The sequence below is a fragment of the Microcystis sp. M083S1 genome (genome assembly GCF_020246405.1).
In the GTDB taxonomy this organism is placed as follows: domain Bacteria; phylum Cyanobacteriota; class Cyanobacteriia; order Cyanobacteriales; family Microcystaceae; genus Microcystis; species Microcystis aeruginosa_C.
In genome coordinates this window covers 18,581-33,860 of record NZ_JADBTB010000240.1, presented here as the reverse complement: position 1 = coordinate 33,860, position 15,280 = coordinate 18,581, and the positions used below count along the sequence as shown (strand labels likewise).

The window sequence follows — 15,280 nt, the reverse complement described above, 5'->3', positions numbered from 1 at the left end:
GCTCTCTTGGATTTGGTGGGTAAAGTGTATTCTAAGATACATTCCTCCTAGCGAGGGGGTGGAACGAACCACAAAGACACAAAGGACACAAAGATTGATCGATCCGATGTAAGTTAAACTTATCACACAGAACCTAGAAGATCCGTTTTAGGAGAGGTAAATATGATGAATAGTCTGCAAACTTCAGTCGAACGGGAAAATTTAGGACAACTTTTGTTAGAAAATCTGCAAAATATTACAGATAAACTCGATCAAATTGTCACCGATTCTGATCGGATAATACTGGATAATTTACTACAAGAAACTAAGATTTTAGTTGAGCAAGTTAAAGATAACTCTAAAACTTATCAAGCAAGAGCCGATATATTTTATCAAATTGATAAATTATGGTTTCAGGTATGGAAACAGTATAGAGATGAGGATTCAGCACTGGAGTTAATCCAATATATAGACCAATTTACTAATCAAATTACTGCCTATAATCAATTATTTATCAGCCTTGCTCAGATCAATGAGGGAAAGACTGGTGAAGAAAAAGCCGATTTAATCAGAGTGGTGGAAGGTTCACACATTCTCTCGGAAACCATAGATGTGTTTATTGATATGTTTGCCGATTCAGAACTAGAGCAAATTTACCAGGGAGCTAAAAATGCTCTATCGGTTTCTAATCGTACTATAACCGAATATTTCCAAGATACTGACAAATCTTTAGTCACCCAACTGAGAGCCTATTACAGTTTAATAATTTTCAGAATTCAAGAGCGATTTAATCCTAAGAATGTATCCTCAGAAACTACCTCTCATTCCCTAACAGACGATTTAATCAGAGTGGTGGAAGGTTCACACATTCTCTCGGAAACCATAGATGTTTTTATTGATATGTTTGCCGATTCAGAATTAGAGCAAATTTACCAGGGAGCTAAAAATGCTCTATCGGTTTCTAATCGTACTATAACCGAATATTTCCAAGATACTGACAAATCTTTAGTCACCCAATTGAGAGCTTATAGTAGTTTAATAATTTTCAGAATTCAAGAGCGATTTAATCCTAGTAATGTATCCTCAGAAACTACCTCTCATTCCCTAACAGATGACTTAAGCGATCTTGATCCTTGGACAAGAGACTTAGTGGGGGTTGTCGATTTAGGACCAGAAGACCCAAAAGAATCGTATATTGATTATTTAGTGGAGAAGTATCGGTGAAACGAGTCCTATTCGATAGTGATGTATTGCTAGATGTTTTGGTTAAGCGTGAACCACATTTTCCCGCATCTGTACAAGCATTAAATACAGTTAAGACAGGTAAAACTCAAGGATATATTTCCGGTCATGCTGTCACTAATATTTATTATATTTTGTCTAGAGAAAATGGAAGGGAAAGCTCAAGAAAGTTGGTGATAAGTCTTCTAGAGAATTTGCAAGTTGCTAGGGTGACAGATGCAATAATTAGGCAAGCATTGGCAAGTCAGATGAAAGATTTTGAAGATGCCGTTACCAGTGCCGTTGCTGAATCGGAAAAGCTAGAAATAATCATAACGCGAAACCTAAGAGATTTTGCTGTTTCCCCTGTTCCCGCAATGCTACCAGCCGATTTTTTATCGATTCTTTAACTAATGCTTCGGTAAACGTAAACCATCCGATCGCATGGGGATTAAAATCTGAGTTAAACTGCGTAATTGTTCGGCCGTTCCCATACAAATTAACAGATCCCCGGCCATTAATTCCGTATCGCCAGTGGGTCCCCCGATTAGCGTACCATCGGCGCGACGTATAGCCAAAACTAAGGCCCCCGATCGAGATCTTAAATGTGCTTGACTAAGACTTAAACCGACACAGGGACAAGTCCGCGGATCGATTAAAAATTCTTCCATATAAAATGATCGATCAGTTCCGGTTAAAATCCCATCGACAAAATCCATCACCTGGGGTCGTAGGGCCGCGGCCGCTAATCTTCTACCGCCGGTAATATAGGGAGATACTACCGCATCGGCCCCGGCCCGTTGTAATTTTTGTACTGCTTCCTCGGTACTGGCCCTAGCAATGGCGCGGATTTTCGGATTAAGAGTTTTAGCAGACAAAACTGTATATAAATTCTCCGCATCGGAAGTTAAAGCGGCCACAATACAAATAGCGCGTTCAATTCCTGCCATTTGTAAAGATTTATCTAAGGTGGCATCTCCTTGAACAACAATATAATTTAATTCTTTGGCCCGATTTACCTGTAGGGGGTCTGTATCAATGACTACAAAAGGAATATTTTCGGCGTAAAATTCGATCGCCACCTGTCTCCCCGTGCGACCCAAACCACAGATGATATAGTGTTCTGATAGTCGATCGATCAAGCGTTTCTCCTGTCTCTGTTTGAGTCCCTCTTGAAAATAGCCTTGAATTAAAGCTTCGGTCAAGCGATTAACAATATAACCGATGCTGACTACTCCCATGATAATCAAAACCATTGTAAACAATCGTCCCCGTTCACCTAGGGGATTAATTTCGCCAAAACCGACGGTAGCGAGGGTACTAATCGTCATATAGGCCGAATCTAGCCAACTCCAACCCTCGATCAGATGATACCAAAGCGTACCCAGCAAAAATACCACAATCAGGGCAAAAATTCCCCCGATTAATTCCTGACGCAGACGACGATATTTATCTTCACTGATAGACAAGCAAAATTCACCCCTAACACTGTCTAGTAACTTACAATGAAATCAGTTTTTAATCTAAATAACCCGTCCTTCTCAGACGGATTTGATTATAATTTCCCCTATGTCTAATCGCGCAGGAGTTCCCCAGTGAGTCCAGAAACCCTTTTAGAACCAACCCTAGTTGATCCCACTCCCAATTTAAACCCGAATCAACCCTTCGATCCAGATAGTTTTAACAGCTATGTGATGAATACTTATGGTCGTTTTCCCATTGCGATCGCCAAAGGGTTAGGCTGTCTTCTCTGGGATACTTCCGGTAAACAATACCTTGATTTTGTCGCGGGAATTGCCACCTGTACCCTCGGTCACGCACACCCCGCTTTAATTGAAGTGGTTAGCCAGCAAATCCAAAAACTCCATCATGTCTCGAATTTATACTATATTCCCGAACAAGGGGAACTAGCTAAATGGATTGTCGATCATTCCTGCGCTGATAAGGTCTTTTTCTGTAATTCTGGTGCGGAAGCGAACGAAGCGGCAATTAAATTAGTGCGGAAATATGCCCATACGGTTCTAGATTTCCTCGAACAGCCAGTTATTTTAACTGCTCATGCTAGTTTTCACGGTCGCACTTTAGCTACCATCACCGCAACCGGTCAACCGAAGTACCAAAAAGACTTTGAACCCCTGATGCCGGGGTTTGCCTATATTCCCTATAATGATATCGAAGCGGTGGAAAATGCGATCGCTGATCTCGATGAGGGTAATCGTCGTGTGGCCGCGATTATGTTGGAACCGCTGCAGGGTGAAGGGGGAGTTCGTCCGGGAGCTATCGAATATTTCCAACGTTTACGGCAAATTTGCGACGAAAATAACATTTTGCTTGTCTTTGATGAGGTACAGGTGGGAGTCGGAAGAACTGGTAAACTCTGGGGTTATGAGAATTTGGGGGTAGAACCGGATATTTTCACTTCTGCTAAGGGTTTAGCGGGGGGTATTCCCATCGGTGCGATGATGTGCAGAAAATTCTGTGATGTGTTTGAACCGGGTAGTCATGCGAGTACCTTTGGAGGTAATCCGTTCGCTTGTGCCTCAGCTTTAACAGTATTACAAACCATTGAACGGGATCATCTTCTCGAAAATGTCCAGCAGCGAGGGGAACAATTACGGGCCCGTTTACGCGTGATTGCTTCTCAATATCCCCATCTATTTGTTGATGTGCGCGGTTGGGGTTTAATTAATGGTCTGGAAATTAATTCAGAAAGTGAGTTAGTTTCATCTACTATTGTTAATGCAGCCTTGGCAGAGGGTTTATTAATTGCCCCCGCAGGTCCGAAAGTTCTCCGTTTTGTACCGCCTTTAATCGTCTCGGAAACAGAAGTAGATGAGGCTATGGATAAGCTAGAAGCAGCCATCGCTAAAGTGGTTTAATTTCAGTTATCAGTTATCAGTTATCAGTTATCAGATGTAAGTTTTAAGTTGACAGTTTCCAGTGGGTGGGTGGAATTAAATATATAGCGTTTCCCAATCTCATGAGGTACACCAAAATCTTAACTCCTGATTCCTCAAAACCTAAGACTCTGTACCTCACAACTATGAAAATTGCTATAAGATGAACGTAGAATTGTAAAATCCTTAAGCCAGAGGAGGTAGAAAGAGCCGTAAACTTGATTAACAATCGTCCTCGAAAATGTCTTGACTATCGTATCCCGAATGAGGTATTCTATGAAGGTAGATTAGACAGTGATGCAATTCAGACTTGAATTGGCCTACTAAAGATAGGGGACTTGCGGAGGAAGGAATAATATCCCAGCCAGACAATCGCTCTGTAGAAGAATCAGACAATCCCTAAATGTACATGATCAAAGCTCAGGTCGCTAGAGCAAGAAATTAAGGAGTTAGAATGTTTTCAAAGAGAGGAATATATACGTTAGCTAATGATAACTTATACGATCAGCTAATTGCCCTTATTAATAGCATCAGGACTAATTATGACAAAAATATTCCAATCTGCATAATTCCTTATGACGATAGGGTTGACAAAATTAAATCTCTCAAGATAGATAATGTTTTTCTTTTTGACAATCAATCATCAATTGAAAAATGGTCTAATTTTGCATCAGAAGTATGGAGCGATCAGAGGTTTCTATCTCGAAAGAAATCTGCTTGGTATCATGGTTCAAACACCATAAGAAAACTATGTTCATTTGATGGTCAATTTGAATACTTTGTCTATATTGATAGTGATGAGCTAGTAATGTCTTCATTAGAGGATTGCTTCAATAAACTAATAGAGTATGATTGTATTTTTGACGACTGGGAACATAGGAAAGAAGACTGTTTTCTAGACACCAAAATGATTATAAGAAAATATCCATCTCGTGCTATTCAAGACATAAAATCTTGTTGTCATTGCTCTGATTTTTTCGCAGCTAAATCAAGCTTGTTAAATTCCGACACTTTAGCGCAAATTAAACTTGCACTACTGCATGACGAGGAAGTGAACTTTATCAATGAGCGAGGTTGGTGGGATGAGGTCTACCTTTTTAGCTATATTACGTTTAAACTTAACTGGAAATTTTTCAACTATACGTTGAGTGAAAAATCTGAAGAGAGAACTGGAAATATTGCCAGTGTAGATCCTTTTGTGGAGAAGGATTATGTGCTTTACAACAAGCAAGGATTAAAGCCAATTCACAGAATTCATTATATGGGTTATGGCTCAGATAGATTCAAGAGGTTATGTGGCGGAGAAGATATTGATATACCGCATCGAGACGTTTTTATGTATTACAGATTTTTGGAAGAACCTGAAGCAAAACCGAAGCGCCTCAAGAAAGCAAATTTTTTAATAAAAGCTATGCATTCACTTGAGAAAAACTTAAAAAAGTTAAAAAAGAAGGTAGCCAATTTGTTTTGATGGACATGATCAACTACTTTACTGTGTCTGCATCTTGTCCAACGCATCTTAAAGAACACATAACAGTTTTACTAATACACCATTCTAGCTCAATACCAAGACTTCCCCCATACAGTCCTTACTGCCTGGAGCTTCTCAGAAAAAATTGACAAGCGATTACTGGGTACATTTTCCCCTTGAAAATGGCTGTACTGTTTACTGTATCTAGAGTAGAGCGATTCCACGGTTAAGTTCAGATATATTAAACTTGAACCCGATAGTCGAGGGATAATTTACTCGCAGGTTTTCCCCGATCTTTGGTTAGATGTTAATTCTTTATTAGGGGGTAACTTGGGACAGGTTTTGACAGTTTTACAGCAAGGTTTAGCCAGTCAAGAACATCAAGACTTTCTGAAGATATTATCTCAAAAAAAATAATAATTGATATTTAAATTTATGAATTGGCATCCTGACGCTTATCAAGCTTTAATTGCCGAGAATTATCGCCAAGTTGCGGCAATCTACGAGGAACTAATCGATAACAATCCCGAAAATATTTCTGACTATTGGTACTTAGGAGTTGCCTATCTTCTGCAAAATTTAGAAGCAGAGGCACAGGTGATGTGGCAAAATGTTTTCAGGGGAGGTAATCCGGAAGAAGTTAAGCAATGGCAAGCAGAATTAGAAGCAGTTTTAGACGCAGAAGCGCGACGACAACAAAGAAAAGGTGATCTGGCAGCTGTAGAATATTTTCGCTATCATCTACAGGAAATTGTTCCCAAGTCAATTAATAATTTATTAGCTTTATTCGACTTAGCTTTAGATTTAGAAATATTCGCTCCAGGAGAACTACTTAATTATCCTATTCAAGAGAATCTCAGATATAATCCTGATCGAGAATTGCTTTTAAATGTAGTTCTCAAAAGTCTTTTATATCCCCATGAATTAACTTTAGATTTAGCTCAAGCAAGTTTACCTTACCTAGGGGAATTAGCCGATAGTTTTATCCCGCAAGCTTTTCAGATATCAGCACGAGTCACCAACGAGCAACAAAGTCCCGCTTTTGGAGTAGAAATTATTAAACTTTGTCTGCAATTAAGACCAAATGATCTGAGTCTTTTGGAACAATTGGTTAACCTCTATATTTTAGCAGAAGACTTTGATAATTCTTTGATAACTGCCTATCAGTTGCGAGAAATTTGTCTAACCCCAACCCTAAAGTTATACAGTAATTATCTAATTTTGTTAATACTTTTGCGCTGGGGAGTTTGGCAAGAAATTGATCATATTTATCAAGAATATCATGATTTATTACAGGAATTAACCCGTCGGAAAAATATTACTCTAGAACCGATTATTAAAACTAGCTTTCTCAATGTTTCTAGTCCCCTACCCTACCTAGGTGATCGAGCCTTAGCCAATCGAAAATTAACTAATTGCGTCGCCGAAATTTTTCTTGATAATAATAGTTTTAAAACTCCTTTAATTACAAACGAAAAAGCTTCAGAAAAACTAACGATTGGTTATCTTGCTAGTACCTTAAAACATCATTCTGTCCCTTGGTTAAGTCGTTGGTTAATTCACCATCATGATCGAGAAAAATTGCAAATAGCCATCTATACTATTAACCAAGAAGAAGATGAAATTACCCGTCAATGGTTCCGGGATAGCCGAGATATTATCCGTCATTTTCCCTACGCTCAAAATCCCCTAGAAGTTGCCCAACAAATTCAACAGGATCAGATAGATATTATAGTAGATTTAGATAGTTTAACCCATAATTTCACCAATCAGATTATGGACCTGAAACCCGCAGCAAAACAAGTGACTTGGTTAGGTTGGGATGCTTCTGGATTAGCAACTATAGATTACTATATCGCCGATCCCTACGTTTTACCCCAGCAAGCGGAGGAATATTATCGAGAAAAAATCTATCGTTTACCAGAGACATATTTAGCAGTGGATGGTTTTGAAATCGGCACTCCCAATCTCCGTCGAGAAGATTTAGAAATTCCTCCCGATGCTACCATCTATTTTTCCGTACAAAATGGCATGAAACGCCATCCTGATACTATTAAACTTCAGATGAAAATTCTCGCACAAGTGCCTAATAGTTATTTTCTGATTAAGGGAGTCGGTAAGACTGAAAAAATTCAAGAATTATTTACTGAAATAGCGATTCGCGAGGGAGTTAATCCCCAAAGATTGCGGTTTTTACCGAGAGATATAGATGAATATACCCATCGCGCTAATTTACAGATTGCCGATGTGGTATTAGATACCTACCCCTACAATGGTGCTACCACCACCTTAGAAGTTTTATGGCAAGGAATCCCTTTAGTTACACTGGTAGGAGAACAATTTTACGCCCGCAATAGTTATACTTTTATGATTAATGCTGGTATTGAAGCCGGAATTGGCTGGAATGAGGTAGAATATATCCACTGGGGAGTAAAATTAGGACTCGATCGTTCCTTTCGTCAAGACATCAGTCATCAACTGTTAGGAAATCGTGACACAGCTCCCCTCTGGCAAGGGAAAAAATTCGCCCAAAATATGGAAAATGCTTATTTAAAAATCTGGGAGGGAAATTGATAATGAGAAAGTTATTCGCAATCAATAAAGTATCGAATCGGGGCAGGAAAAATTCAGCGTCGGGGAGTTTAAAAAGATTAGAGGATTTAATAGAACTCTTGCCAATTAATTAGGGTTTGCTGAAAAAGTTTGTTGCTGGGGTTAGGAGTCGGTCGTCGGGAGTCGAATGAAAGTGCAAGGATTTTGAGTCCCTCGGATCGATTTCTCAAGGTTTATTTCTTGCACTTTTTTGACTAAAAAAGTCCCAAAACTGGTTTCTAGTAATGCTTCCATTAATATTCAGCATACCCTAATTACTCACTTGCACAAATGAGATGCTCCCTCTGAACAAGCTTGATGAATTAGGAACTTATCATTCCTAAGTCGGTGCAGAAGCAGTTAAAAATCTCTCCCAATGATGTGCAAAATCGTCTAAAAGAAAAAATACTTGTATATTGATCCCTAAAAGGTGAAAAAATGGTAAATAACCAAATTGATTTACGGTGGTGGCTACTGAGTAACTTGGCAAATGTTGAATCTTTGTCAATTATTTACAGAATATCGGTAATAGTCACTTTTATTATCTTCATTTTTTGCGCTTTTGCTCCTCTCATATTCCTGACAACTCCCACGGGTAAGATACAGAAATTTTTATTGTCAAATCTAATATTTATTATCTCCTTAGTGACTTTTATTTTAGCAGCACGCTGGCCAGGTTTCTTGCCACCAATGCTAAACCCCGATGAGGCACTATTTACATCGGGTGCAATAAAACTGTTGAAAGATCCAGTTTTCTGGCGTGCGGTAGATACAGGTTCATCTGGACCACTCAATGTCTATCCTCTGACTCTACCAGCTTTTTTTGGGTTCAGAATTGAATATGCTAGTAGTCGTGTGATCGGCTTAATCATGATCATTGCTGCTATTGTTTGTCTTTATTATGCCTTATCCACTCTCTACGATAAGAGCCTTTCTCGCCTAGCAATAGTTCCTGTGGTTACCACTGTCGCCTTCATGACATTTTTCGACTATGTGCATTATACAAGTGAACATTTTTCGGTGGCAATATTAAGTGTGGCTTTGTTAATCGTTTGTAAATATTATGCTGGTAATTCATCTAATCCTAATCGGCTGATATTTGCCTTGGGTTTTATCCTGGGAACTACTCCTTTTGCCAAAATTCAGTCAGTTCCTATAGCTTTCTCAATTGCTTGTATATTTTTGCATATCCTCTGGCTAAAAAGCAGCGCGAGAGGTCAATTCATCAGGAGTCTTGCTGCTTTCTTTCTTGGGGGAATGTTGTTCTCCGCTCTGGTCATACTATATCTAACAATTTTCTCAATATATGATGCTTTCTGGAAATCTTACATAGAACAGAATTTATTGATTTATTCTACTCATGGTTTGATGGGAAACGTAAATCAACTAAGCTTTTTCGGAAAAATTATCATATTTCTTAATATGTCAGGAAGAGTGCCAGATACAAGGATATTATTTTTACTAACAGCAATTGTCTTGATATTAGGAGTACCATTTCTGATATTAAAGCGTGTTTCCTTAAGCCAAAATCAAGAAAAGTACCAGACATTTTGCTTTGTCTATTACAGTTTATTTATTTGGGCAGCATCGAGTTATTCAATTATTAGACCGGGGAACGGGTTTACTCATTATTTACTGTTTCTAATCATACCTAGTGGATTTCTCATCGGTGTTTTTATAGGTGAACTGGCACAAGTCTTACAAGTGTCAAAATTAACCCGTTCAAACTTAAATTTCTCTCTTTTAACAGGTGTAATTTTTATTACAGTTGCTAGTAGTTTTTTACAATTTGCCACAACGATAACATCAGATAATGTTTACCTTAATAATCGCCGAAGATTTGCTAGAAATTATCTTAGTCCGATTGCAAAAACTATTCTCAAGTATGCTTCTCCTGGTGAATCTATGGCTGTCTGGGGATGGGCATCAGAGCTATATGTTGACACGGGACTTATACAAGCAACAAGGGCCGGTGCGATCGGGCCAGTTAAATACTCTCCCCTACAGCAATATTTTTTCAAACAGTATGCAGACGATCTTATTAATTCTAATGCTAAGTTATTTGTTGATGCTGTAGCTCCAAGAATGTTTTTCTTTACCGATAGAGAAACTCAGGGACACGAAGTTTTTCCTGAAATCGCTAAGGTTATCAATGAAAATTATCGGCTAGTTGATGAAGTTCAAGGAGTTCGTATTTACATTAAAAAATAATCCTACGCTGCCTTACCTTTTGTTCTTGGTCAAGCAACCACTGCCAACCTAGAAAAGGGTAAGCGCATCTCAAACGCTGTTGACAATCGGCCAATTTTATGAGCAGATTGCTGTGTAGTCATTTCAAATGATACCAGTCAATCAGAATAGTTACGAACTCGACCTATTTGCTCGATTTCTCCTCAAATAGGTCTGAATCGTGGGTAGGCGACTAAGAAAAACATGGGGCAATTAAAATCATTTCTATTCGGGGAAGTTTCTTAACTAGAAAGACTTTTAGTCTTTAGATAATATTAGGTCTAGATCTGCTGTTCACCGATTACTGACCTAGGAAATTAACTTGGCACGACTACTTAATTTCTACGGGTTCTAAATTGTCGGCAGGAGTAAAACCAAAGAGACGGGAATAAAAATAAAATTCTGCATCTAATGCTCGTTTTATCGATTCAGCTTGACGAAATCCGTGTTGTTCTCCCGCAAAGGGAACGTAAGCGACGGGTAAACCTTTCGCTTTTAAAGCTTCTACCATCATTTCCGCTTGATTGGGTGGAACTACCCGATCTTCTAAACCTTGGAAAAAGATCACCGGACAGGATAACTGAGCGGTAAAATGAATAGGCGAGCGCTGATAGTAAATTTCCTTTTCTTCGGGATAACGTCCCACCAATTTATCTAAATATCTCGACTCGAATTTATGGGTATCGGTGGCTAAAACCTCTAAATCACTAACTCCGTAATAACTAGCTCCTGCTTTAAAAGTATCATGAAAAGTTAAGGCCGCTAAAGTTGTATAACCCCCGGCACTGCCTCCAGAAATTGCCAATCTTTCCCCATCGACTAATCCCTGATTAACCAAATATTTTGCCCCGTTGATGCAGTCTTCCACATCGACAATTCCCCAATTTCCCAGCAAACGCTGACGATATTGACGACCATAACCCGTACTACCGCCATAATTAACATCTAGATAGCCAAACCCGCGACTGGTCCAGTATTGCACCCGCAGACTTAAACTAGAGGTGGCCGCAGCCGTCGGTCCACCGTGACTTTTGACTAAAAGGGGCGGTAATTCGCCATTGGGGGCGGTATAATCGGGGTTTTTGGGGGGATAATACCAAGCAAATGCAGTTAGTCCCTGACTGGTGGGAAAAGCGAGCATTTCCGGAATCGAGAAATAATCGCTAGAAATAGTTAAATTACTGGAAGATTTGAGAACTTCTCTCGTTCCTGTGGCTAAATCCATTGAGATAACCGCCGTTACTTCCCTGAAAGAACCGCCGATAAAAACTATTTTGTTCTCCCTAACTTGTAGGGAAGAAATGTTAGTATCAGCAGTAATAATTTCTTGAAATTCTCGATTAACAGTATCGATACTTCCTAAATAACAACGACCATCTTTTGTATAGCTACAAATAATCTGGGATTCCCCAGCAAAACCGTAGTTAGATAAACCAAAAACCCAATGAGGATAGGCAAATTCAGCCTCGATGGGTTTGAGAACCGCTTCTATTTGTTCATCGTGTTTAAAGCAATAAAAGTTCCAGAAATCATTGCGATCACTGGTAAAATATAACTGTTGATCGGCAGACCAGCGCGGTTCACACACCGACTCATTTTCACCACCAGCAATGACCCGAATATTACTCAAATAAAGATTATTAATATCCGCCACCCAGAGAAAAGAACTATCCCAGGGCATATTAGGATGATTCCAACTAATCCAAGCTAATCGAGAACCTTCGGCACTTAAGCGAGGAGAGGTATAAAAATCATCGCCTGATACTAAAGTTTCTATTTCTCCCGTATCCACATCGATGCTGACAATACTATTAACCGGTTCCCGATCTTTTTGGCTATGATCTTCACAAACACAGATTAAACGATTGCGAAATTTATCTAGAATTAAATCCGCATAACGACAGGAATTTTCTGGGGTCAGAGGTTGGGGTAAACTATCAGCAGTTTGGCGATAAATTCTTTGATCAGCAAAATTACAAAAATAGATAATTCCCGCAACAATTAGATAGGAACCTCCCCCGTATTCATGGACACGAGTTCGCACATTAAAAGGTGCTGGGGTGATTTCTGTGGTTGTGCCGTCGGGGTTTAATTTAACTAAAACATTTCGCCCCTTTTCCTGTGGTCTGCCTTCTAACCAATAAATATCTTCTCCATCTAGAGTTACACCGCCAAGACTAATCGATTCTGCCACAATTAGATCGGAGGTAATCGGTGATTTCCAGGAACCGTAAGCTGATATTTGATTAGACATTTTCTCCTAGAGCAGTGATCCTAATGGTGAACTAACTTGATCAGAAAGGCTGATAAATTAAGAAAATTTCGAGTAAACAGGACAAAGTAGGGATTGGGTGCATCCCTACCTGACTCTCTGTTTTTCTGAAATCGGAGCGGCGGGATTCGAACCCACGACCCCTACTACCCCAAAGTAGTGCGCTACCAAGCTGCGCTACGCCCCGATATTGAACCTTAACCATCATAGCGATAATCGCCGCATTTTGCAAGCTTTTTTTTTTCTTCCTTTCTCCCCCATCCCCGGAATTAGTGGCCGGCTATCTAGCTAATTGGGGAATACGTCCTTTTAATCCCGTCATTAATTGCAGGGCAAACAATTTCAACGGGGGGAAACCGCGCATCATTGCCAATCCGAGACGACGGATGACAACGATAGGCGGCCAGTTATTGGAGAACAGGCGATCTAGAAAATCCGTGAAGCCTAAAATCGCTAAATTCTCCGATCTACGCCATTTTTCGTAGGATTTTAGGGTAGAAAGCGCTCCTATATCTTCTTGCTTTTCCGCTGCTTCCTTTAATACCTGCGCTAAAGCAGCTGCGTCGCGAATGCCTAAATTTAAACCTTGACCACCGACGGGATGACAACAGTGAGCGGCATCACCAATTAAAGCCAGTCGGGGTTTAACATAGGTATCACTCTGCATTAACTGTACGGGAAAGAGAGCGCGGGAGCTAACTAATTCTAGTTTTCCCAGTAATCCCCCCGTATATGCTTCTAATTTGTCAAGAAATTCCCCTTCGGGCATTTCTTGCAGTTTTTTCGCTTCTTCATGGGGATTTGTCCAAACGATCTGACAGCGATTACCCTGGAGCGGTAAAATGCCCATCGGACCGGTGGGCCAAAATCTTTCAAAGGCGGTATCGTTGCGATCGAGTTGATGTTTAATGGTGAAAGCGACACAGGATTGCCAATATTTCCAACCTTTGGTTTGAATTTGCGCCCCTTGTCGGATAGCGGATCTGGCCCCATCGGCCCCGATGACTAATTTTGTGGTGATTTTTCGGGTTTGACCGGCTTCTTCCAGGGTGACAGTGGCTGTTTCTGCTCCGTACTCCACTTCTAACACTTTGGCAGGGGATAACCAGTCAATGCGATCGCAATCTTGGCTGGCCTTGTGCAGGGCGGTTAAAATCACTTGATGTTCGCCCACATAGCCCAAATAATCGGTTTTTAGCTCATCGACCACAAAGGGGACAAAAATCGGGTAATCGGCATCAGAAAGGCGAATATGACGAAATTTACCGATACTGGGCGAGATTTTATCCCAGATACCCAAGCCTGTAAAAATCCGGCTCGACATCAGCGAGAGGGCATAAGCTTGACGACGGGAGGCGGCCACCTCTAGGGGACGTTCCTCGATCATAGCGATATTTAATCCTGTATTTTTTAAAGCCACCGCTAGGGTGGTCCCGACTATACCGCCCCCGACAATGATTAAATCGTAGCTGTCCCGTCCTAACATATAAATATTTTTCTCAAAGATAATCAGTGACTACAATGATCTATTCTGACACGATTTTCGGGGTTGCTGTCGGGTTTGATGGTCTTCACCCCACCTAGCCATTGATAGACTTTCAAGGGTTTTGTCCTTTGCCGAGAGTTTCGGGTTAGGGTTAGGTAAGTGTTTCGGCTCTCTGGCAAGAGTGCCTCTCTTAACTAGGAAATCACCATGGAACTTTATCAACGAATAGCCGATTTTTATGACTCCTCTAGTGGACTATGGGAAAGGATTTGGGGCGAACATATGCACCATGGTTACTACGGTCGCGGCGGCAAGATTAAACTCGATCGCCGTCAGGCACAAATTGATTTAATAGAAGAATTATTAACTTGGGGTCATGTCACCGGTGCTAATCGGATTCTTGATGTAGGTTGTGGTATTGGTGGCAGTAGTCTTTATCTGGCCGAAAAATTTCACAGCCAAGCGGTGGGGATTACCCTTTCCCCGGTACAAGCCGCTAGAGCCAGCCAAAGAGCGCAAGAGTTCAATTTAGAAGAACAAGTCAGTTTTTGTGTGGCTGATGCCCTAAAAACCCCTTTTCCTGACGATAATTTTGATCTGGTCTGGTCATTGGAAAGTGGCGAACATATGCCCGATAAAAGGCAATTTCTGCGGGAATGTTATCGGGTTTTGCAGCCCGGAGGGACTTTTTTGATGGCTACTTGGTGTCATCGTCCCACCACTTCCCTGGCCGGTAATTTAACGGAAGGGGAGATTAAACTATTAAACGAGATTTATCAGGTTTATTGTCTGCCCTATGTGATTTCTTTGCCAGAATACGCCGATATTGCCCGTGAAATTGGCTTTCAAGACCTAAAAACCGATGATTGGTCCCTATCGGTGGCGGCCTTTTGGGATGTGGTGATTGATTCGGCCCTAACCACAGATGCGATCGCTGGTTTGTTAGCAAGCGGTTACACTACTATCCAAGGAGCTTTATCTTTAGGGTTAATGCGGCGCGGTTACGAGTCGGGTTTAATTCGTTTTGGCCTACTGCAAGGGAAAAAATAATCAGCTTGGCGATGATTACAGTGCAGCGATTGATAATTAGGCGTTGTCAGATCAGAATAGGAAAGATGCAATGCAATCCTTGC

10 protein-coding genes, 1 tRNA gene and 2 pseudogenes are annotated in these 15,280 nt (G+C 40.5%); 9 read left to right on the top strand and 4 right to left on the bottom strand.

What is annotated here, in order from left to right; genetic code table 11:
* Positions 1–165: 165 nt before the first annotated feature.
* Complete coding sequence (locus tag IM450_RS21600) at positions 166–1,203, top strand: hypothetical protein (RefSeq protein WP_287665345.1); 1,038 nt, start codon at positions 166–168, stop codon at positions 1,201–1,203.
* Positions 1,200–1,610: a PIN domain-containing protein gene (locus IM450_RS21595; protein ID WP_287665347.1), complete on the top strand. Its 411-nt coding sequence runs from the start codon at positions 1,200–1,202 to the stop codon at positions 1,608–1,610. Before IM450_RS21600 ends, IM450_RS21595 begins: the two co-directional genes overlap by 4 nt.
* Here the strand turns inward: IM450_RS21595 and IM450_RS21590 are convergent, their stop codons facing one another.
* Complete coding sequence (locus IM450_RS21590; RefSeq protein WP_002803175.1) at positions 1,611–2,669, bottom strand: potassium channel family protein; 1,059 nt, start codon at positions 2,667–2,669, stop codon at positions 1,611–1,613. It lies immediately after the preceding gene.
* A 126-nt stretch (positions 2,670–2,795) separates the two neighbouring features.
* Here IM450_RS21590 and IM450_RS21585 point away from each other — a divergent pair, with 126 nt between their 5' ends.
* The 6 genes and pseudogenes from IM450_RS21585 (at position 2,796) to IM450_RS21560 (ending at position 10,371) form a co-directional block, all read left to right on the top strand.
* Positions 2,796–4,079 carry an aspartate aminotransferase family protein gene (locus IM450_RS21585; protein ID WP_002803176.1) on the top strand — a complete coding sequence of 428 codons (1,284 nt, stop codon included), beginning with the start codon at positions 2,796–2,798 and terminating at the stop codon, positions 4,077–4,079.
* Between the two features lie 191 nt (positions 4,080–4,270).
* A pseudogene (locus tag IM450_RS21580) lies at positions 4,271–4,411 on the top strand (IS30 family transposase); the annotation flags it as partial.
* 140 nt (positions 4,412–4,551) lie between these two features.
* Complete coding sequence (locus tag IM450_RS21575) at positions 4,552–5,568, top strand: Npun_R2821/Npun_R2822 family protein (RefSeq protein ID WP_287665351.1); 1,017 nt, start codon at positions 4,552–4,554, stop codon at positions 5,566–5,568.
* A gap of 237 nt (positions 5,569–5,805) precedes the next feature.
* Positions 5,806–5,985, top strand: a pseudogene (locus IM450_RS21570) (Uma2 family endonuclease); the annotation flags it as partial.
* Positions 5,986–6,003: 18 nt separating this feature from the next.
* Positions 6,004–8,142, top strand: coding sequence for an O-linked N-acetylglucosamine transferase, SPINDLY family protein (locus tag IM450_RS21565; RefSeq protein WP_287665354.1), 2,139 nt, complete (start codon positions 6,004–6,006; stop codon positions 8,140–8,142).
* Between the two features lie 456 nt (positions 8,143–8,598).
* Positions 8,599–10,371, top strand: a complete 1,773-nt coding sequence (locus tag IM450_RS21560) for a hypothetical protein (RefSeq protein WP_287665356.1) — start codon at positions 8,599–8,601, stop codon at positions 10,369–10,371.
* Positions 10,372–10,720: 349 nt separating this feature from the next.
* Here the strand turns inward: IM450_RS21560 and IM450_RS21555 are convergent, their stop codons facing one another.
* The 3 genes from IM450_RS21555 to IM450_RS21545 all read right to left on the bottom strand — a co-directional run bounded on the left by IM450_RS21555 (position 10,721) and on the right by IM450_RS21545 (position 14,147).
* Positions 10,721–12,643, bottom strand: a complete 1,923-nt coding sequence (locus IM450_RS21555; protein ID WP_287665358.1) for a S9 family peptidase — start codon at positions 12,641–12,643, stop codon at positions 10,721–10,723.
* A gap of 131 nt (positions 12,644–12,774) precedes the next feature.
* A tRNA-Pro gene (locus IM450_RS21550) sits at positions 12,775–12,848 on the bottom strand.
* Between the two features lie 93 nt (positions 12,849–12,941).
* Complete coding sequence (locus tag IM450_RS21545) at positions 12,942–14,147, bottom strand: FAD-dependent hydroxylase (protein WP_287665361.1); 1,206 nt, start codon at positions 14,145–14,147, stop codon at positions 12,942–12,944.
* Between the two features lie 207 nt (positions 14,148–14,354).
* Between IM450_RS21545 and IM450_RS21540 the strand changes: the two genes are divergently transcribed.
* Positions 14,355–15,197, top strand: coding sequence for a methyltransferase domain-containing protein (locus IM450_RS21540; protein ID WP_287665363.1), 843 nt, complete (start codon positions 14,355–14,357; stop codon positions 15,195–15,197).
* Positions 15,198–15,280: the final 83 nt, after the last annotated feature.